The organism is Microbacterium sp. CCH5-D1, assembly GCF_001557335.1.
Lineage (GTDB): Bacteria > Actinomycetota > Actinomycetes > Actinomycetales > Microbacteriaceae > Microbacterium > Microbacterium oxydans.
Window position 1 is genome coordinate 1 of record NZ_LSJW01000078.1, and the last position, 19,342, is coordinate 19,342.

Consider the following 19,342-nt stretch of genomic DNA (forward strand, 5'->3'; position numbering starts at 1 on the left):
GCCGGGTTGTGGGACGCGGCCGGCTTCGAGGTGTGGAAGCGGTCGCCCGTTCGCGGGCAGTGCCTGCGGGTGCTGATCGAGCTCCCCGACGAGCCGGCCGAGGTGCTGCGCGATCACGCCGAGGGGATGATCGCCCACGTGCAGCTCGAGGAGCCCGACCTCCCGATCCTGTTGCACGGCGAGGAGGGGTCGACGTGGCCGGTGTTCGACCTTGCCGTCGAGTTCGGGCTGGCGTCGCGCATCGGCCTGGAAGACACGCTGCTGCTCCCCGATGGCACGACTGCTCCGGGGAACGCGGCTCTGGTTCGGGCGGCCGTGGCGCGGATGCGGGGAGTCTGACCGGGCGGGTGCGCGGGGTGCGGCATCCTGGGGCGATGTTCTCTGGCTCTTTTCTTCTCGTCCTTCTCGCGAATCTCGCGTACGTCTTCATCGGGATCGCTGTCGTGTGGCTGGTGATCTACTCGGCCGTGCGCGCGGCTCTCGCGTCGCACCGGCAGGCGACGGCCCGAGAACGACGGCCCGGCCCGGAGTGACGGCCTACGCGCAGTCTCGGAACCTAGACTCCCGGCATGCCGTTCTCTGAATACGTCCGATCGATCCGCGCGCGGATCGGTCATGACCTTCTGCTGCTGCCGGGCGTGACCGCGGTGATCCGCGAGGGCGATCGTTTCCTTCTCGCCCGCACGGCGGGCTCGGAGGAATGGGGTCTGATCGGTGGTGGCGTCGAGCCGGGGGAGGATCCGGATGAGGCGATCACCCGTGAGGTGCAGGAAGAGATCGGCGCGCGCATCCGCATCACCGGGATCGTCGGCGCTTTCGGTGGCGAATCGCTCGTCGTGACGTATCCGAACGGGGATCGTGTGTCGTACGTGTCGACCGCGTTCGCGTGCGAACTGCTCGATCCGCCGGTGCCCGATCAGGACGAGGTCGTCGAGGTCGGGTGGTTCACGCGTGCCGAGATCGCCACGCTGCCGCATCCGGTGTGGGTGGATCGGATGTTGGCCGACGTCGGCTAATCCTCACTCTCCGCTTGCGCCGTCCCACCCCGACCAGTCGGGACGGTCGACGATGCAGAAGCGGTTGCCCTCCGGGTCTTCCATGATCACGTAGTCGGCGTCGGACGGGCGTCCGTCCCAGTGCACCTCGCGCGCACCCAGAGCGAGGAGCCGCTGCACCTCGGCGGCCTGATCCTCGGCGTAGATGTCGAGGTGGATGCGCGGAGGCAGTATGCGCTCGGAGTGGTGGGCGTCGAGGGCGATGCAGGGAGCGTCGGCATCGCGCGGTTTCAACACGACCCAGTCGTCGTCCGCAGGGTCGCGTTCGACGTAGTCGAGAGCTGCCTTCCAGAACGCGGACTGCGCGGGGAGGTCCGTCACGCGGATCACGATCGACACGAGCTTCAGCATGACGTCGAGTGTAGGTCCGCTCGGTGCTCTTGGTTAGTCGAAATATCGGCATTCAATGAGACATATGAATGCGTAACGTCGTCACATGTGCGACCCTGCCCCTATGTCGCCGCTTGGTGACGTCACGATCGGAGAAGCACGATGATTCACACGAAGAGGTGTCTGGCGGCGACGGCCATGGTGACGCTGTCGGTATGGGGGATCGCGTCATTCGCGGTGCCCGCGGCCGCTGACGACCCGTCGTCGCCAGGCGACGCGTCGCCCGATGAAGTGTCGGCATTGGTCGCCGAAGCGGCACAGTCCGCGGGAGCCCCCGTCGCGTTCTCGACTGAGAGCTCGGCGGTGGTGGACGTCCCGATGAATGCCACCGAGGGTGTCGAGGTTCAGGCGGCTGACGGGTCGACCTTCACCGTGTCCACGCCGGTCGGGGTGCCGACCGGTGCCGGGGCGACAGCGGCGGATGGCTCGACCGTGTATCGCGGCGAACAAGGCGGACCAGATGTGACGGTCACTCCCGTGCAAGAAGGCGTGCGAATCTCGACCGTGCTCTGGGATGAGTCTGCCCCGGCGAGCTTCGGCTACCCACTGCCGGAGGGCGTCGATGCCGAAGTGCAGCCAGACGGAGGTGTAATGCTCACTCGCGCGGTCGGGGGCTCTGCAGGTGTCGCCGAGGTGATCGGTGAGGTGGAACCCGCGTGGGCGGTCGATGCCGACGGAGTCGCGGTGCCCACGGCATACGTCATCGCAGACGGGATGCTGACGCAGGAAGTGGATACGACGGACGCAGCCTTCCCTGTCGTCGCCGATCCGACCTGGGGATTCATGAGCGCGATTCAGATCCGCGTGCGATGGAACCGGGCGGAGACTGCGACGATTGCAGGCGGTGGGTGGGGTCCGGGCAGCATTACCGGCGTTTGTGCTGGTGCAGGCGGAGCTATAGCGGGGGCCGCAGGAGCAGCGGCATTCGGTGCGGGTTGCCTGGCTACGTCTGGTCCGGCCGTCTACACTGCCGGGGTCGCGCAGAACTCCAAGCCGAAGCGGTGTCTTGAAGGTTTCCTTAGTTATGTTCCCGGCGTCAGCGTCGTGATCCCGTGGTACGGAACGTACGCATGCAGATAACAGACCCGGACGCGTACACGAACTCGTTTCGCAAACGGGTGCGGATCTTGTTCTCGCCCATCCGCTTGATCCTATTCATCGCTTCGGTCGCTTTCTCAGTCCTAGCAAATGTGCTCTACATCAACAACGGAGGCGGCCCGGAATGGCTCGGGTTCGTGTCGGTGGTTCCCCTCTGGGTGTGCGTCTTCTGGCAGTTGACGACCGATAGGCGGATGAGGAGGATCGACCGCGAGAACGCGGAGCAAGGCATCGCAGGACGCTGAACCGACTCACTGGATACGCGAAACGCCCCCGCCGTTCGGGTCGGCGGGGGCGTCGGCTTCGCGGTCGGGCTTACTGCACGGACCATCCGCCGTCGGAGGCGAGGATGGCGCCGTTGATGTTCACGGCGTCGTCCGACAGCAGGAACGTGATCGAGGCGGCCAGGTGCTCGGCGGTCGCGACGGTCGGGATCGCCTGCTGGAACGGGGCGAGGCGGCCGGAGCCGTACTCCGACATGTTCGGGGGCATCGGGATGCCGGTGGCGACGCCGCCAGGGGCGACGGAGTTCACGCGGATGCCCTTCGGCCCGTACATGAAGGCTGCGGACTTCGTGACGCCGATGATGCCGTGCTTGCTGGCCGTGTAGGCGTTGCCCGAGGCGTTGCCGCGGAGGCCCGCTTCGCTCGAGACGTTCAGGATCGATCCGCGACCGGCTGCTTCCATGACGGGGATGACCGCGCGCATGAGCTTGAACGGAGCGGTCAGGTTGATCGCGATCACGCGATCCCAGACGGCGTCGGGGGTCTCGCCGGCGGGGGAGAAGTCGTCGTTGATGCCGGCGACGTTGGCGAGGCCGTCGATGCGGTCGCCCGCGGCGGCGAGCACGGCGTCGATCGCGTCCTGCCTGGTGAGGTCGCCCGCGACCGTGACGATGTCGGCATCGGGGAGCTCGGCCTTGAGGGCGTCGAGCTTCTCGGCGGCGATGTCGCTGGCGATCACGCGTCCGCCTTCGCGGGCGATGCGCGAGGCGGTGGCCTTGCCGATGCCGGAGGCGGCGCCCGTGACGATGACGGTCTTGCCGGCGAAGCGGCCGGAGGTGACTTTCTCGGTCCAGCCCTCGGAGTCGTCGGCTTCGGGGATCTCGCCGTCGTTGGCCGCGCGCACGAGGTCGTCGACGACCGACTGGGGAAGTTGGCCCTGGCTCATCGCGACCAGCTGCTGAAGCGGAAGGCCCAGCACGGGTGTGAGGAGCTCGGGGTCGGCGCCCGTCTGCTCGAAGAGTCCGCGGATGAGGGGGCCGCCGGTCGGGTCGTTCATCCAGTCGCCGATGGTGGAGTGTGCGGTGAGGGCCATGCTCGTTCTCCTTGCTCGGGTGCCGTTGTAGTTTCGCAACGGTGCGTCTACTTATATTCCAGTGTACGCCTGAGTACGGTGGACGGGTGCCTCGTCCTCGCAGTGAGAAAGCCCGCCAGTCCGTGCTGGACGCGATGCGGCGCGCGCTCGCCGCAGACGGATACGACGCCGTGACGATCGAGGGCCTCGCGGCTGAGGCGGAGGTGTCGAAGCAGACGATCTACCGGTGGTGGCCGTCGAAGGCCGCGATCCTCGGAGAGGCGCTGCTCGAGGGGACGGTCCCTGGTTCGGATGTCGTCGTGCCGATGACGGACGACCTCGGCGCGGACCTGCGCGCATGGTTCACGGCGGTGTCCGCGGGGCTGGCTCGACCCGAGGGGGTATCGCTGGCGAGGGCGCTGATCGAGGTGACGGCGGCTGATCCGGAGTTGGGGCTCGTGCTGAACGAGAGGCTGGCGGCGCCTATTCGGGAATGGGTGTCGGAGCGAGTGGCGCGCGGACGGACCGCGGGGGATGTGCGGGCGGATGTGGATGCGGGCGCGATCGCGGATCAGTTCATCGCGATGGCGTCGTACTCCGCGTTGATCGGGCAGCCGTTGAGTGCGGAGCGGGTGGAGGAGACCGTGGTGCGATTGCTGCGGGGGATCGCGGCGTCTGGTCTCTGAGGCACCGCGCTCATCGGCCTGCCCGACGAGGTGTGAGGTGCTCGCGGGCACGTGACGGGCGGCTTGGGTCGGACGCAGAATATCAATAGCGTCCTCATTCGTATGCTTTCATTGCTCATGTGGCCTCACCCGGCAGTGAGGCCACCTATCGGCGGGCCGCTACGAGCGAATGGACCACAGAGATGTTGCAAAGAAGGCGCGAACTCATCGTCGCGATAGCCGCCACCCTTGCCCTCACGGCAACGATGGCTTCACCAGCTCATGCATCCGACAGCGACGTTGATGACGTGGAGTCTGTTTCGGCCACCATTGGGGCGGCGACCCCGACAACGACTCTGTCTGAGCCGGGGGTGGTACAGGGTGGCCAGTTGAGCACGACGGTGGGGGAGATCTCAGCAGCAGTACCCCTTTCGGCTGAAGAGAACGTTGTTGTGAGTGTGCCGATCGATGGAGGCACCCAGGCGGAGAGTCGGGCCATCGAGCTGCCCGACGAAATCCCCATCAGAGATGGCGTGGTGGCTGAGGATGGCACTGTCGTCTTCACTGCCGACGACCGTTCGGGTGATGCAGTTGCTGTGCAGACGCTCGCCGACGGATCGACGCGCATCCAGACCGTGTTGGGCGGTGCCGAGAGCCCACACGAATTCGGATACCGCATGGATGGCTATCAGCCGTACCAGAGTGACACGGGTGAAGTGATCTTCTTGGGCGAGTCCGGAGATTATGTGCCCGTTGCGGCTCCGTGGGCGACTGACGCGAATGGTGCCGCGGTGGAAACGCGGTATGAGGTGCGAGGGGATGAGCTGTTCCAGGTTGTGACCCCGAGCGCCACAACCGCGTATCCGGTAGTGGCTGATCCGAGCTGGATCTGGAACGGCCCGATCTGGGGAATGAAGCTCACGCGTGCTGAAACCTCGCGGGTCCGGGACTACACGGCTGCGGTCGGGATGTGCGGAATCTTCGGAAAGGCGCTGCCGAGGGTGTTCCAGGCGTGCGCCGTCTTTGGCTCATACATTGTGGCTCAGGCGCATATCGCTCAGGGAGACAACCCTAAGACCTGCTTGTTCTTCACTGCCGCGCCGGTGCCAGGGGTCATCATGAGAGTGACGTGCTGACGAAGGAGCGATGGCAATGATCTTGGAAATCGGCGGCGAGCTCGCTGTCTACCTTGTCGTCTGCGCTCTGGGGGTCAGCATCGGTATCAGTTCCGGGATGACCCTCCCCCGAGGTCTGGGAGTAGTCGTAGCGATCGTCAACGTGGTCATCGTGGGCGGCGTTGTCGCTGGGGGATTCCTGTTCGGATCGGAGGCGCCATGGATTGGACCCATCTTTGTGTTCGCGGCTCTCGTAATGAGGGTGGTGACGGGGGCATTGGAGCTGGCTCGTTTACCTACATTGAGTGAGGAATCATTCGTACAACGAGCCGTGTTGGTGTTCTCCCCTCGACGAATTCGCATCATTGAGAATGCGAACGCGCAGGATCCCGCGAGCTCGCTTGCCGACTGTGAAGGACGGACAACATGGTCTACACCGCCATCGGGATAGCACTCCTCCTCTGGGGTGCCTTGGTCGGGCGAGTGGGTCGGAATTTGGGCACTCTTCTCGCCACCGTCCCCGTCCTGTTGTGGGTCGGGGTTCTCGCGTGGTTCACCTGGTCGGGTGCCTCCGATCCCTCCTCTGGAGACGCTCTTCCTGCCTACCTCTTGGTCGGGCTGTTCGCGTTTCTCATTGGAGTGAACTTCACCACTCGACGCGAGCCTTCACGTCGTGCTCAGCAAAGGTAGCGATCTGGTGGCTGTGCGAGGAGACGCCGGAACGGACGTCTCCTGCGGTCCGGATGATCGGTCAAGGTCGGGGGTGAGTGAGGATGAGGATATGCGAGTCTGGATCGTGTTCAACGATGAGGAGCGAGACCTCGACATCTACGGCGTCTTCGACAACGCTGACGACGCGGAACGCTACGCCGAAGAGGCCAAGCATCTGGTTCCGAATGGGCTCAAGTATGCGGAGTACCCGGTGCCCTGGCGGTTGACCGACGGATCAACGACGACCGCGATCTGAGCCATGCGCGGAGGGCTGGAATCGTGGAGCTCTTGCGGAGTTGCGGCGTAACTAGTCCGTGGCAGGGGTGAACCGGAGCACGTTCGTCTCACGCCTGTGGAACCCGACAGACTCGTACAACCGCAGTGCGGATTCTCGGGATGGGCGGGATGTGAGGTCGAGCGTCCGGAGTCCGCGCTGTTGCGCGAGCTGCGTCATGTGCTCCAGGAGGAGCCGCGCGATGCCGCGCCCGCGTGCCGCCTCGTCGACCACGACGTCTTCGACATGGCCGCGCAGTCCGGTCAGGGAAGGTGCGGTCACGAGAGTCGCGGTGCCGACGATGCGCCCAGAGTCACGTGCAACCAAGAGCTCCGTCGCCTGGTGTGCGATGACCGCCTCGGTTCGAGCGCGATCGAATGCCGCGGATGCGGAGAGCTGTACCAGAAGCGATGCGATTGCTTCGGCGTCCGCGTCCGTGAGTTCGCGCAGCGATTCGATCGTCGGGGTCGACTGGTTCATCTCGGTACCGTAGCCCGATTCGGGGCGGATCGCCGCGCCACGAACGGTGTGTGGACAGGGATGGCCCCGCCACCCTGACGGGTAGCGGGGCAGAATGAGCAGAGCTGTAGTCCCGTAGTCACTCTTTTCGGAAGAGAATGCTCCCGAAGCCGACGAGCATGAGACATGCGCCAAGCAGACCAGTCAGAGCAGCGGGTGCGAGGTTCCCAGTCGTGTGCTCTGTGTCTGAGATGTAGCCCTCAGAAATCGCCATGACGATGGCGAGGATGATGACGCCGGCACCGACGAATCCAATGCTGACCATTGCTCGTCTCGCTCGTTGCTTCACAATCGCTCTTAAGGGTTGCATCCTGCGGCCAAGACGTCGCTGTAAGTCACGTCCGGGCCGCACGCGACGTGTAGGACGTTACTCCGCGCGAGCGTGTCCTGTCTGTCCTCCGTTGAGTGGACAGGCCGTGATGGAAAGCCGGGGTGTGCGAGGGTCGGAATCGGGAGCCAGGGCCACGGGAGTGAAGCGAGGGTGAAAGGCGTCCCCAACCAGGGCGCGTCTGACAAGGGTTCACGCGCACCGAATACGGTTGGCGGATGAGCCTCAGCTCCCCACGCGTCGTCGCGATCCGGAATGGTCAAGTTCAGCCGAGTGGATCTTGGCTCTACGTCTGGCTCGACGTGCAAAGCGGCGCGATCGCGTACGTGGGCGGCACTGGATTCGACCCAGAGCTGCGCGCCTATCTGCATGTCAAGAGTGAGCACCCTCAGCTTGGACGCGTGCGAGCAACGGTGCCGCACTACGACGAGCGAGACTTCGACGTGCTTGCGTTTGGGCTGCCCGATGGTGTCGACCGGCGGGCTGCCAAGCAGGCGCTGATCGCGCGTCTCGCCGACGGCGGAACGGCGAGCAAACTGCGCGAGGTCACCGACCCCATCATTCGGGCGATAGAAGATCGCCGCGGGTAGGTAAGGCAGGAAACTGACGCCTCGAGGTCACCTCGTCGGGGTTGGGCCGAATTCTCCGGTGCAAGTCAGGTGGATGCCGAGGCGATGTCGTCAGCGTGCTGGGCGTAGGACCGTCGCTCGCGTTCCGTCGGGGCGGCGCGTGCGGCCTCGCGAAAGGCAGACCTCGCTTCTTCGACACGCTTGAGGCGCTGCAGGAGATCTCCCCGAACCGCTGAGTAGAGGTGGTGCCCTCCCAGCGAGCTTTCGAGTGCCTCCGTCAGCGCGAGGGCTTCGGCCGGTCGTCCCGCGTTCGCCACGGCGACCGCACGGTTCAGGCGGATGAACGGCGATGCATCCACCTGTTCCAGCACCCCGTAGATGTCGGCGATGCGGGCGTGGTCGATCTTCGTCCCCGAGGCGGGGCGGACGTATTCGGCCGCGACGGTGGCGCGGATGAGGTGCCGTCCGCCGTGGATGCCCGCCCGTGCCGCCTCCTCCACGGCGTCATCGAGCAGCCGCAGCCCTTCCTCAATCTCGGAGACATCCCACAGTCCGCGATCCTGTTCGTCGAACGGCACGGACAGGCCGTCGGCCGTGGTGCGTGCCGCCCGGCGGGAGTGCTGAAGAAGAAGGAGGGCGAGAAGCCCCGTGAACTCGAGTCGAGCCGGGGAGTCCGAGGGGAGCAGTTGCCGGCACAGCCAAGCAAGTCGAATGGCCTCGGCGCCGGGATCGGGCTGCAGCGTCGGATCGGAGTAGCCGATGGTGAACAGGGCGGACAGGACCTCGCAGACGCTGGCACTTCGACTGTCGAGCTGCGCGGCATCCGGAACGCGGTACGGGATGTTCGCGTGCGCGATCTTGGCCCGCGCCCGCACGAGTCTCTTCTCCATCGTCGCGGGTGCGACGGCGAAGATCGCGGCGAGCTGTTCGATCGACACGTTCAGGACGGTGCGGAGCGTCAACGCCGCGCGGGCTTCCAAGGTCAGCGCGGGATGGCAGGCGGTGAAGATCAGCTTCAGCCGCTCGTCCCCGTGCGGGAACGCGTCGTGGTCGTCGGCTTCCTGGGCGATGTCGGTGCCTTCATGCGGCTCGTGCTCGAGACGAGCCACCGCCCGGCGCTCGGCGTCAGCGTGACGGACGAGGTCGATCGCGCGGCGGCGCGCGACGGTCGTGACCCAGGCGGCGGGGTTCGCCGGAACCCCGTCGCCTGGCCACCGCTCGACCGCTCGCGCCAGAGCGTCCTGCACGGCGTCTTCGGCGAGAGTCCAGTCGTGGACTGTGCCGATCACGCTCGCGACCACGCGGCCGTACTCGATCGATGCCACGTGTCGCACGGCGACCATGGCATCCGGAAGCGTGCCCGGCGGCTCTTCCGGCACGGTCACATCGTCACCCGAGCGGCCACACGGGGCGCACTTCGACCAGGCCGAACCGAGCCATCGGGTGTGCAGCGGCGATCTCGATCGCGGCGTCGAGGTCGTCGGCGTCGATCACGTCGAACCCGGCGATCCATTCGCGGCTCTCGGTGAACGGTCCGTCGGCCACGATTCGCTCGCCGGCGCGGACGCGCACGGTCGTGGCGTCTTCGACAGGCCGCAGACGGTCGCCCAAGACGTAGGAGCCGCTGTCCTGCAGCGACGCCACCCACTCCCCGGCGTTGTCCTCGGCCTCGACGTAGGGCTCGGCGGTCGGGTCTGTGCAGATGAAAAGTACGTAGCGCATGTGTTCTCCTCCAGGTCTTTCTACATCTACTTACCCAGACGACGGACGACCACCAGCCCACAGGACACAGATCCGGAAAAAGGATGGACCGCACCGAGGTCGCTGAACGCGGACGGGTGCGCCTCAGAAGTCCCCTTCGGCCACCTGGAAGCAGACCAGCCCGCGAGACCGCCACATCTCGACCACGCTTCGGCGGTCGTCGACGACGCCGATTACGTCGAAGTGCGGTTCGATGTGGGCATCGTAGATCTCTGCCTTGACGATGTTGTCTGCGCGTTGGTCGCCCGTGCGACGGAGCAGCAGGCGGTCGAACGGTATCTCGTTGAACGTCAGCCAGGCCTCGGTGGCGCGGCGGGCGGTCTCGTCGCGGCCTGAGACGACGATGAGCGCGTCGACGTCGGGGTGCGCGGCGAACGCTTGAGCGGCGACGACGACAGGGTGGTTCGGGGTGTCGATCGACACGTTGCGCATGTCATACGGCGAGCGGTCGCCGATGAGGGCGAGGGTGCCGTCGACGTCGAAGATCCAGGCGCGAGGGCGATCGGTGGGCATGGTGTGAGGGTAGTGGGTTCCTCGGGGGGATCGGTCGCTAGGGGAGGGTTACTGCGCAGGCTCGGAGGTCGGCGCTCCCGTCCGCCCATCCGCGAACCGTGCCTGCGCTCGGTCGTGACGCTTGCCGACGGGCACGAGTTCCGTGGCCTTGGGCAGCCCCATCGGCTTCGTCGAGACGTACACGCTCTCGGCGGTGTCGACGAGGAAGGTCTCGTGCCAGATGCCGACCGCTCCCGGAGCCGTGCGGACTGCGCGGTTGAAGGCGGTCCAGGCGGGGCGGTGCTCCTGGTTCGGGCTGGATGCGTAGGCGTAGAGCTTGTCGACGGATGACCAGTACTGCACGACGTAGGGTCCGCCCGAGCCGAAGAGCAGGTGGTAGCCGAGCATGCCCGAGTCGGGGTCGGTGCTGAGTTCGCGCAGCATCCCCGGCATGGCGAAGAACGCCGGCATCCACAGGTCGGGGCGCCACCAGCGGTTGATCTGCATCCCGATGTGGAACACGACGAGCTCGCCCTCGTGGCGGTGGGTCATGCGGCCCGTGATGACTTTCGACATGATGACTCCTTGATTGGATAGCTTCACTATCCATAATGGATAGCGCTACTATCGAAGTCAAGAGGTGGCTATGAGAATTTCCGAACTGTCAGCCCAGACCGGCGTGACCGTGCCGACGATCAAGTACTACCTGCGCGAGGGGTTGTTGCCCGAGGGTGAGCGGTCGTCTGCGACTCAGGCCGCGTACGGCGAGAAACATGTGGAGCGTCTGCGGGTGATCCGGGCCCTGCTCGACGCGGGGGTGAGCATCGCCGACACGCGGCGGGTGCTCGGGGCGCTGGATGATCCGCCGGCGAGTGCGCACGAGTTGCTGGGGGCCGCGCATGCGGCGATCACTCCGCCGGTGGATGATTCGTTGGATCTGACGGACGCGGAGGCGCTTGTCGCGGGGCTCGGGTGGAAGCCGGGGATGTGCGACGAGGCAGTGCTGCATGCGGTCGCGCGGGCGCTGCAGGGACTGGGGCGCGTCGGGTTCACCGTTCCGGATGCGGCGATGGCGGAGTACCTCGCGAGCATGCGGCGGATTGCGGACGCGGAGGTCGCGGGGGTGCCGGGGGAGTCTGCGGAGGCTGCGGTGCGGTATGTGGTGCTGGGGTCGGTGTTGGTGGAGCCGTTGTTGTTGGCCCTGCGGCGGGTGGCGCAGCAGGTGAAGTCGGGGGAGCGGTTCGGCGGGGACGGTGCTAGAGCATGAGCGCCCCCAGGCGCTCTCTCAGTGCTGGATCACACACATACACGTAGGTGCCGCGCATCCCTCGCGTCAGCAGTACGCCGTAGATGTTCCGGATGAACGTCAGCAGGTCATCCTCCCCGAACGCATCCTTCAGGTGCCCGGTGTTCTCCTTGCCTTTCTTGTCGCGATAGCTCTCGCGATCAGCGATGATTCGCCCGGTTGCCGGGTCGAGGCGGAGGTCCGGTCCGATGATGACGCCGGCATAGTTCAGGTCGTACCCCTGAACGGTGTGGATTGAGCCGACCTCTTCGAGGGATCCTGTTGAGTTGATCCAGTCCTTGTCCGTGCCGTTCCACCGCATACGCTCACCATCAAGCTCGATGTCGAATGCATGCGGGTTCTTCTTGGATACCCAATCCCACGCGTAGCCTGCGACGAGGCGGGAAAGACCGACCTCAGCATCCTTCTGTCGGATGGCGTCGCGCATCTCTCCGAGGTTGTAGAAGAGGCGGAGCTCATACTCGCCGAGGTCGGGGAGCGATGGTGCCTCACCGCGCAGCACGGCGCGCACGAACTCGACGTAGTCTGCGCCCGCCTGTACGCGCATCTGGGTCGTCAGGCGGAAGAGGCGATGCGCATCCTTGGCCCCACTGATTTCAGCGCTGAGTGCCGTCGGAGAAAGATCATGGGGGCGCACGCTCTGCTCTCCGTCGACGAGCAGGAGCTGATGCTTGCTGCGAGCCTTGATCCAGTCGAGCTGGGTGTAGCGAGGGTCATCGCTCCCGAACAGAGCCTCGTTGATCTCGCGGAACTTCTTGTTCTGCACGCCTGATGCTTGGTTGGCTCGCTGTCCGAGGCGATGGGTCTCGTCGACGAGGACGAGGTCGTAAGTCTCGTCAGATTCACCGAGCTGGAACGGCGACATCACCATCGCAGCATCGAGCTTGGGGGTCTTCTTGAAGACCTTCTTCACCGACATTCGCAGAGACTGCTGTGGGATCACGAGAGCCATGCGAAGGGTCTTGAGCAGCTCGCGATTCTCGGGGACGAAGAACTCCGAGAACATCGAGTCTGGCTCGACTCCGTCGCGGTCGTCGTAGTCCCGGATATCGGCGAGCAACTTCATCAGGAAGATCGCGATGATCGTCTTGCCAGTCCCTGGATTGCCTTGGACTATGAGTGTTGATCGAGCGCCGGGGTCCTGAAGGTCATCGAGCAGGCCCTCCAGGATGTCCATGATCGCGATTCCTTGGTCGTCGGTCAGGGCTTTGAAGGGCGACAGCTTGAAGAGATCGGAGTTCTCGATCTGCGGGATGCTCCGCGAGAAGAGCCCCTCTGCTCGCAGCGCTTCAAACACGTCGCGGAACGACTCGCGGTAGATGGCGCGGTCGTAGTACTGAGCATCTGTCAGACCGTCGTTGCTATTGAGGATGCGGTACTGGCCGTCGCCCGAGAACCAGCGGATGAGGTGCGATTCGAGGTCGAGGCAGACTGACTTGTTGAACGTGCGATCCACGACGACGCGGATCGACTCAAGGGACTCGTTCTTCTTCGAGCCGGCGAGGTGCTGACGCATCCGGGTGACAGCGCTCACTGTCTCGCCGACGTAGAGTCCAGGAGAGCCGCGCTGGGCGTCGCCTTCGATCACATAGACAACAGGCCAATTAGTGTGCCGGGCGTCGTCGCGCGCCCACGTGTCAACGGCATCACGGCGGAAAGGTAGGCGCTGGATGCTGAAATCTGTCACTCCGGCGCCTCGGGAAGCTTGGTGTACTTCGTCATGCGGCCTTTGGCCAGCTCCACCGGGTACTTCGCTTTCGTCGACTCCAGCTTCTTCATGATGATCTCGTCGAGGTCGACCCCGATCTTGTTCGCGAGATGGATGCAGTAGGTGACAACATCTGCGAGCTCCGCTTCGACCTGTTCTTGATCGAAGTCAGGAGACCACTGGAAGCACTCGAGGAGCTCGCCGGCCTCGATCGAGATGCTCTTGGCGAGGTTCTCCGGCGAGTGAAACTGGTCCCAGTCCCGTTCGGCCACGAAGGCGCGAAGGGCGGCGAGAGTCTGCGGCGACGGCATGATGCGACGCTAGCAGGGGCCGGGTAGGGGCCTCGAGGACACTCCCTGTTAGCTTGCTCTCGGAGGCATAGTGAGCGAGAGCCGTGTTATCGAGGTCGTTGCAGCCGTAATCGAGCATGAAGGCAAGGTTCTTGCGTGCCGCCGCCGACCTGAGAAGGCCGCTGGAGGGAAATGGGAGTTTCCCGGCGGCAAACTCGAAAAGGGTGAGACGCACAGCGAGGCTTTGGTGCGAGAGATACGCGAAGAGCTCAGCACCTCCATCGAGGTCACCGCGCCGCTTCGAACGGATGACACCGTGGTCGGCGAAAGCACCATCCGCCTCATTTGTCTTCGCGCCAGGTTGCTCGGACAGCCACCGACCCGGAGCCTCGATCATGATGAAATCCGCTGGGTTCGCCCTAGCGATCTGCCGGATCTCGATTGGGCCGCCCCGGACCTGCCGTCTGTCACGGAACTTGCTGCCGGATCGCCTACTCGATGATCAAGAAGCCCTCGTCGTCGCGGACGATCAGGAGGATTCTCAACTCGGACAGCAAGGCTTCGAGGTGAGCGATTGGTCTGCTGGGAAGCAAGATGACGGGGATCCCGGGCCTGCCGGATTCCCGAGCGAGTAGCGAATAGTCGAGGACCTGCCCAATCGCGGTGCGGACATATTCACGAGCGGGCGACTTCTTCGCTTCGACGACCCAGCCTGACTCTGAGACGTAAAGATCGGGCTCGATGGTGGCTCCTGCGGAGCTCAGGCGAAGGCGCTGAGGAGTCTCACCACGGGACTTGATCCACTGCCCGAAGTCGTTCTGCAACTCGAACTCGATTCGGGAGACGACGCGCTCGCCAGGGATGAGTTGTGCTCCGATGACGTACGACGAAGACTCGGGAGGTGTCCAAGACGAGGTCTGCGCCCTTTCTGGGACGGGCGGAGATGGCGCATCGAGTGCTTCCACATTGGCGTCAACCGGCACGAGCTTAAAGATGATTCCTTCGCGAAGGTTGCCGTCGGAGTCCGGGATTGTCTCGATGCTGAACGCTGGCTCGCCAGTGGTGAACTCCCCAATGTAGGTGACGTAGGTGCCCTGTTTGCTGAACAGGCGGATGGGGCGGCCGTTGTTGGCGGCGTCTCGAAGCGCAGTGTTCCCGCGGGCGAATACTTGCGGACCGTACTGACCTTCGCCCGTGTAGAGAAAAGAACCGTCTCCCTGCAGCCCTTCAAAAGCGTCGTACCCGTGCCTCGCTCCGCTTTCCGGGCTAGTGATGACGAGTATGTCGGGAATCGATTTGGGCGTGATGATCCCGCCCTGCTCTTGACCCCTGTAGGCAGCGTGCAACTCGCGTCGCAGCACGGTGTCGCCGATCTCCAACGTCCAGACCTTCGGATCGGTGGGTCGGAGCTGCCGATCGAACCGAGCCCGCACCGCGTCAGCCTGGATGTCGTCGAGATTCCATCCGACGGCGCCTTCGGGCGGCCTGCCGTACTGCTCTCCGAGGAAGCCACGGATGCGCTTCTGGGCGACGTTCAACTCCAGCGATAGTCGGGCCGGCGTCGTTGTGCTCACGCCACGCAGCATATCGATATGCCGCACCGCCCATGCTTCGCTCCAGGGTCCGCTATCGTCTGGACTAAAGCGTGTTCGACGAAGAGCGGAGTAACGGTGGAGTTTTCAGAGCGTCTCGATTCCCTCGCAACAAAGGTGAAAAACCAGGCGACGGCGATCGGGACCGAGGAGGCGACGAAGAATGCCTTCGTCATGCCGTTCATCTCGACGATTCTTGGCTACGACGTCTTCGACCCGCTCGAGGTCGTCCCCGAGTTCACGGCCGATGTCGGCACGAAGAAGGGGGAGAAGATTGACTACGCCATCATGCGCGACAGCGAGGTTCAGATCCTCATCGAGTGCAAGCCATCGATGGGGTCGCTCAAAATCGAGCACGCTTCGCAGCTCTTCCGTTACTTCGCCGTCACGAACGCGCGCATCGCTGTTCTGACGAACGGCGTTGTCTGGCACTTCTACACTGACCTCGACGCCCCGAACCGGATGGACGGCAAGCCGTTCCTCGTCCTTGACCTGCTCGACATCGATGAGACGCTGATCCCCGAGATTCAGAAGCTGAGCAAGGAGAGCTTCGACCTCGACTCGATCATCAGTGCGGCGGAGGAGCTCAAGTACATCGGGGCTCTGAAGCGAGAGATCGCAAGCCAATTCCGCGAGCCGACGGACGAGTGGATCAAGTTCTTCGCAACGCGTGTGTACGACGGTTCATACACGCAGAAAGTGCGTCAGCAGTTCACTGGGTTGGTAGGTAAGGCGGCGCACCAGTTCCTCAACGAGCGTGTGAATGATCGTCTGAAGACCGCCCTCGGCGTGAGCGGAATTACGCACACGTCAGACCCTTCGCCGGCGACGAGTGCTGAGGTCGCGGAAGCAGACCTCGACCGCGACACCGAGATTGAGACCACTCTCGAAGAGCTAGAGGGCTACCAGATCGTGAAGGCGATCGCCTGTGGCGAGGTCAAGCCGCAGCGCGTCACGCACCGCGATGCGAAGAGCTACTTCGCCGTGCTGCTCGATGACAACAACCGTAAGCCTGTGGCCCGTCTTCACTTCAACGGGAAGCAGAAGTACCTGGGGCTGTTGGACGAGGACAAGGTCGAGACACGGCATGCGATCGAAGAGCTCGATGAGATCTATTCGCACGCGGATGGAATCCGCGAGGCCGTTCGCAGATACAAGGACTAGTCCGAAGGGCGTGCGGCGGCGCCTCGGTTGGGTGCGGAACGCCGCTTAGCCCCGCCCGCCGCTCACCTTCTTGAACCACACGCCGACCTGCGTCTGGAACAGCTCGCGCACCAGGTTGCTGTCGAGCGCACCGTCGACGCCTCGCAGTCGACCCTGCGTGAGCTCCCCGCAGACCACCGCCCATGCGTAGCCGATCGCCAGGGTGAACGTGCTGGCGACGGAGCCTGAGATCACACCGCCGACGACGGTTCCGGCTCCGGGGATGAACTTCAGGAGTCCGGCGACGGCGCTTCGTCCTGCGGCAGAGACGGCGACCGTCGCTGCAGTTGCCGCGATCGTGGCGGTCTCGACCCTGACGCCGTAGATCGCCGCGACCCTCGCCATCATCCCGAGCTGAATGGGGACGAGCACTCCTGCGTCCGCAACGGGGATCGGGATCGCCCCGACCGTCAACGCCGCCGTGGCAGCCGCGCGGACAGCTGTTTGAGCTTGCTTGCGCTTTCTTGCCAGATCGACTTTTTGGGCGGCTGCGAACGCTGCTTCAACACCGTCGGGAGCTGCGCGAAACGTGGCATCCACGAGCTCCGTGAGCCCGTGCTGAACCTGACCGGTGAACTCATCCGCCGTCGACATCACCAGGATCGGACGACCTCCCACGATCGGCAGGTCGAGTCCCGCGATGTGGTCAGCCAGGGTCAGAGCATCGGCGTGATACTCACCGTTCCGCGACGGTACCTGCGTCAGGACGGCGACGACGGGCAGGCCGAGCTCGTGCAGGCGACGGATGAACTCCGCCTCGGTGTCCTCGAACCGCCGGTCCGTCGCCCGGACGCAATACCAGGCGACGTGGATCTGCTCGGAGAGAGGCCGCTGGCGCATCTTCTTCAGGTAGTCGCCGAGCTCGCGGATCAGCTCATCGGTGTCCTTGCCGATCTCGAGACCACGGGTGTCGAGCAGGCCGAGGAAGCCGGAACGATGGATGTAGAGATGCTCGTCCATCGTGACGGGCTCGCCGACGCCGGTGGGAGCGACCTCCTCGCCGAAGATCGCGTTGATCAGCGTCGACTTCCCGACGCCCGTCTTGCCGAAGATGGCGAGATTGAAGCGGCCGATCTCGTCCGCCTGCTCTTTCCACTGGCTGCGGAACTCGTCTTCAGAGAAGGTCTCACCCGTCATTGCGCACTCCCTCTGAGGCCGTAGCCTCGGTCCCCGAGGCGTCGCGCCCCCGCTGAGGACTAGCGTATCGAGAGGTGGTTGCGCGGGCCCCGTCTCAGTCGCAGGCGATCCCGTCACCGTCGCGGTCGAGGTCGTACACATCCGGCCCGACGACCTGCAGCGGCCCGCGGACATATGCCGGTCCGTTTCCGCTCCCGCCCGCGCAGTCCACGTCCGACGCGATCGGCACGCACACTCCGGCATAGCTCGACTGGCATTCGGCCGCAGGCTGCACCAGAGGCACCGGTGCCGGCGCAGGCTGTCGCGTTCCGTTCGACGTCACCTCGTTCACCGGCGCAACGGTGACGACTTCGCCGATGACTTCGCGCGACACTTCCACACCATCGACGTAGGTCACGCGGTACGTGGTGACCTTGGTTCCGTCGACACCGGCTGTCGTGATGGCGGTCTGTCCGACGTCGAGCTGCGGATCGTCGGCCGTCGTCCGCTCGAAAGGAACGACCGTCGACTCTTCGACCTCCTCGAAGGTGGTGGGCTTGGGAGAGGGGGTCGGCTTCTCTGTCTGCGCGGAGGCGAACGGCTTGGCATCCGACGACTCTGAGCTCGTCGTATCCGAACCCGGTCCGCCGAGTGCGGCGTTGGCCCCCGTGCCAGCGAACATCAGAACGAAGGCGATCCCCAGCGCAGCCCATGCGGCCCCTCGGGAGCGCACGCGGAAGAGATTCGCCGAGCCACGCACGATCCCATAGATGGCGACAAAGAAGAGCACCAGCCCGGCGAGCACCATGATCACACCCAGGCTGCGGGTGAGCAGGAGGATTGCGAGCACCACCGCTCCCACGATGAGGACGACCTTCATCCGAGAGGACTTCACCTGGGCGGGAGCGGCATCGACGGGGGTCACGGCGACAGCCACATTCGGTGCTTGCCCCAGGGGCGCGGTGTGCATCGTCCACTGGGTGCCGTCCCACCAGCGCTGCTGCTGTGCGGGGTGCTCGGGGTCGGCGTATCAACCTTGAGGTGCTGCGGGCATCGTTGCCGTCCTTCTGCTCAGGCTCTGGCCGAACACTACCGATATTCCAGTGAGCCGTGTGAGGGGGAAAGCAATGTCCCTCCGTATGTATCAGGAGCGCCGTTCTTCGCTCCTGTAGTCCAGGCGCCGGGGCCGTCCCGGAGTCATCGATGCAAAGGAGCAACGACATGCGTGTCTCTGCGTACCACTCGTCCAATCCCAGCGACCCGGACGTACACCACATCTACGACGACTGCGTGAGCGGTCGGCAGATCCCGGCAAGTAACCGGCTTCCGGGCACCGGCGGTAACCGCTTGTGTGAGCACTGTCGCCAACGCTGATGCTCGCTGGCGGGTCGACGAGGTTCAGCCGGGCGACCCGCCAGCCCTTCATCTACACGGGGACGTCCACTCGTAGATCAAGCCTCGGTTGCCGTTCAACAGCATGAGATGCACTGGCAGAGACGGACCGCAAGACCGGGATCGCCGGCCCGTCGGATGCGCTCGACCCGTGGATGAGCGCGGCGCCAGCGCGCACCACCGCGCGACACGCCCGGCGGTCAGCCCTGATTTGCCCGATCCCCGGGATCCGCGTAACTTATTACTTGTTCGCCCCAAACGGTTGAGCGGAGGTCCTCGGACCGGCTCCCGTCAAGCAGCTAACACCTCCCGAATCCCAGACACTCACTGAGTGAACAGGACGAAGGTGCTGATCCGTTCCCACGGTCAGGCCGAAGAAATTCGGACTTGACAACGGAAACGAGATCGGTAAGATAGAGAAGTTGCCCTTCGGGCCTGGCTGTGATGGCTGGGTCGTGGGAG

The 19,342-nt window shown here is 64.6% G+C and carries 22 protein-coding genes and 1 pseudogene; 11 read left to right on the forward strand and 12 right to left on the reverse strand.

Annotated elements, in window-relative coordinates; translation table 11 throughout:
• The 3 genes from AX744_RS05140 to AX744_RS05145 form a co-directional block, all read left to right on the forward strand.
• A partial coding sequence (locus AX744_RS05140) for a 3-keto-5-aminohexanoate cleavage protein (protein ID WP_197429157.1) occupies window positions 1–339 on the forward strand: 339 nt, incomplete at its 5' end.
• A 35-nt stretch (window positions 340–374) separates the two neighbouring features.
• Window positions 375–533: a hypothetical protein gene (locus AX744_RS20195; protein WP_157543518.1), complete on the forward strand. Its 159-nt coding sequence runs from the start codon at window positions 375–377 to the stop codon at window positions 531–533.
• 36 nt (window positions 534–569) lie between these two features.
• Window positions 570–1,016, forward strand: a complete 447-nt coding sequence (locus AX744_RS05145) for an NUDIX domain-containing protein (RefSeq protein WP_061015606.1) — start codon at window positions 570–572, stop codon at window positions 1,014–1,016.
• 3 nt (window positions 1,017–1,019) lie between these two features.
• On the opposite strand, the gene AX744_RS05150 is transcribed toward AX744_RS05145, so the two are convergent.
• Window positions 1,020–1,406, reverse strand: a complete 387-nt coding sequence (locus AX744_RS05150) for a VOC family protein (protein ID WP_061015608.1) — start codon at window positions 1,404–1,406, stop codon at window positions 1,020–1,022.
• Between the two features lie 141 nt (window positions 1,407–1,547).
• Between AX744_RS05150 and AX744_RS05155 the strand changes: the two genes are divergently transcribed.
• Complete coding sequence (locus AX744_RS05155; RefSeq protein WP_061015611.1) at window positions 1,548–2,525, forward strand: hypothetical protein; 978 nt, start codon at window positions 1,548–1,550, stop codon at window positions 2,523–2,525.
• Window positions 2,526–2,858: 333 nt separating this feature from the next.
• Here the strand turns inward: AX744_RS05155 and AX744_RS05165 are convergent, their stop codons facing one another.
• A complete protein-coding gene (locus AX744_RS05165) occupies window positions 2,859–3,860 on the reverse strand; it encodes an SDR family NAD(P)-dependent oxidoreductase (protein ID WP_061015613.1) in 1,002 nt (333 codons plus the stop codon).
• 86 nt (window positions 3,861–3,946) lie between these two features.
• On the opposite strand from AX744_RS05165, the gene AX744_RS05170 reads away from it, so the two are divergent.
• The 3 genes from AX744_RS05170 to AX744_RS05185 all read left to right on the forward strand — a co-directional run bounded on the left by AX744_RS05170 (window position 3,947) and on the right by AX744_RS05185 (window position 6,586).
• Entirely contained in the window at window positions 3,947–4,525 is a 579-nt protein-coding gene (locus AX744_RS05170) for a TetR/AcrR family transcriptional regulator (protein WP_231728741.1), read from the forward strand.
• Between the two features lie 119 nt (window positions 4,526–4,644).
• On the forward strand, window positions 4,645–5,640 hold the full coding sequence (locus AX744_RS05175) for a hypothetical protein (RefSeq protein ID WP_157543519.1): 996 nt from the start codon (window positions 4,645–4,647) through the stop codon (window positions 5,638–5,640).
• Window positions 5,641–6,400: 760 nt separating this feature from the next.
• Complete coding sequence (locus tag AX744_RS05185; RefSeq protein WP_061015620.1) at window positions 6,401–6,586, forward strand: hypothetical protein; 186 nt, start codon at window positions 6,401–6,403, stop codon at window positions 6,584–6,586.
• Between the two features lie 51 nt (window positions 6,587–6,637).
• On the opposite strand, the gene AX744_RS05190 is transcribed toward AX744_RS05185, so the two are convergent.
• On the reverse strand, window positions 6,638–7,084 hold the full coding sequence (locus AX744_RS05190; RefSeq protein ID WP_061015622.1) for a GNAT family N-acetyltransferase: 447 nt from the start codon (window positions 7,082–7,084) through the stop codon (window positions 6,638–6,640).
• Window positions 7,085–7,669: 585 nt separating this feature from the next.
• Here AX744_RS05190 and AX744_RS05200 point away from each other — a divergent pair.
• Window positions 7,670–8,041 (forward strand): hypothetical protein, encoded by a 372-nt coding sequence (locus AX744_RS05200; protein WP_061015627.1) that lies wholly within the window; start codon window positions 7,670–7,672, stop codon window positions 8,039–8,041.
• Between the two features lie 65 nt (window positions 8,042–8,106).
• Here the strand turns inward: AX744_RS05200 and AX744_RS05205 are convergent, their stop codons facing one another.
• From AX744_RS05205 to AX744_RS05220, 4 genes are all read right to left on the reverse strand, one after another.
• Window positions 8,107–9,399, reverse strand: a complete 1,293-nt coding sequence (locus tag AX744_RS05205) for an RNA polymerase sigma factor (RefSeq protein ID WP_157543520.1) — start codon at window positions 9,397–9,399, stop codon at window positions 8,107–8,109.
• Between the two features lie 10 nt (window positions 9,400–9,409).
• The gene (locus tag AX744_RS05210) at window positions 9,410–9,742 is read right to left on the reverse strand and encodes a YciI family protein (RefSeq protein WP_060921302.1); all 333 of its coding nucleotides are present in this window, start codon (window positions 9,740–9,742) and stop codon (window positions 9,410–9,412) included.
• 123 nt (window positions 9,743–9,865) lie between these two features.
• Window positions 9,866–10,294: a phosphatase domain-containing protein gene (locus AX744_RS05215; RefSeq protein WP_061015629.1), complete on the reverse strand. Its 429-nt coding sequence runs from the start codon at window positions 10,292–10,294 to the stop codon at window positions 9,866–9,868.
• A 48-nt stretch (window positions 10,295–10,342) separates the two neighbouring features.
• The gene (locus AX744_RS05220) at window positions 10,343–10,849 is read right to left on the reverse strand and encodes a DUF4188 domain-containing protein (RefSeq protein WP_061015631.1); all 507 of its coding nucleotides are present in this window, start codon (window positions 10,847–10,849) and stop codon (window positions 10,343–10,345) included.
• Window positions 10,850–10,919: 70 nt separating this feature from the next.
• On the opposite strand from AX744_RS05220, the gene AX744_RS05225 reads away from it, so the two are divergent.
• Window positions 10,920–11,540 carry a MerR family transcriptional regulator gene (locus tag AX744_RS05225; protein WP_061015633.1) on the forward strand — a complete coding sequence of 207 codons (621 nt, stop codon included), beginning with the start codon at window positions 10,920–10,922 and terminating at the stop codon, window positions 11,538–11,540.
• Here AX744_RS05225 and AX744_RS05230 read toward each other — a convergent pair.
• Window positions 11,530–13,266, reverse strand: a complete 1,737-nt coding sequence (locus AX744_RS05230) for a DUF2075 domain-containing protein (RefSeq protein WP_061015635.1) — start codon at window positions 13,264–13,266, stop codon at window positions 11,530–11,532. The genes AX744_RS05225 and AX744_RS05230 overlap by 11 nt on opposite strands.
• Window positions 13,263–13,598, reverse strand: a complete 336-nt coding sequence (locus AX744_RS05235) for a nucleotide pyrophosphohydrolase (protein WP_061015636.1) — start codon at window positions 13,596–13,598, stop codon at window positions 13,263–13,265. Before AX744_RS05235 ends, AX744_RS05230 begins: the two co-directional genes overlap by 4 nt.
• A gap of 70 nt (window positions 13,599–13,668) precedes the next feature.
• On the opposite strand from AX744_RS05235, the gene AX744_RS19940 reads away from it, so the two are divergent.
• Entirely contained in the window at window positions 13,669–14,079 is a 411-nt protein-coding gene (locus AX744_RS19940) for a (deoxy)nucleoside triphosphate pyrophosphohydrolase (protein ID WP_082108513.1), read from the forward strand.
• Here AX744_RS19940 and AX744_RS05240 read toward each other — a convergent pair.
• Window positions 14,069–15,151: a YDG/SRA domain-containing protein gene (locus tag AX744_RS05240; protein WP_231728742.1), complete on the reverse strand. Its 1,083-nt coding sequence runs from the start codon at window positions 15,149–15,151 to the stop codon at window positions 14,069–14,071. The two genes, AX744_RS19940 and AX744_RS05240, sit on opposite strands and share 11 nt — an antisense overlap.
• Before the next feature lie 96 nt (window positions 15,152–15,247).
• Between AX744_RS05240 and AX744_RS05245 the strand changes: the two genes are divergently transcribed.
• A complete protein-coding gene (locus AX744_RS05245; protein ID WP_061015641.1) occupies window positions 15,248–16,333 on the forward strand; it encodes a type I restriction endonuclease in 1,086 nt (361 codons plus the stop codon).
• 45 nt (window positions 16,334–16,378) lie between these two features.
• Here AX744_RS05245 and AX744_RS05250 read toward each other — a convergent pair whose 3' ends face one another.
• Both AX744_RS05250 and AX744_RS05255 read right to left on the reverse strand, forming a co-directional pair.
• Window positions 16,379–17,509 (reverse strand): GTPase family protein, encoded by a 1,131-nt coding sequence (locus AX744_RS05250; RefSeq protein ID WP_061015643.1) that lies wholly within the window; start codon window positions 17,507–17,509, stop codon window positions 16,379–16,381.
• Between the two features lie 94 nt (window positions 17,510–17,603).
• Window positions 17,604–18,506 (reverse strand): annotated as a pseudogene (locus tag AX744_RS05255) (G5 domain-containing protein); the annotation flags it as partial.
• Window positions 18,507–19,342 lie beyond the last annotated feature (836 nt).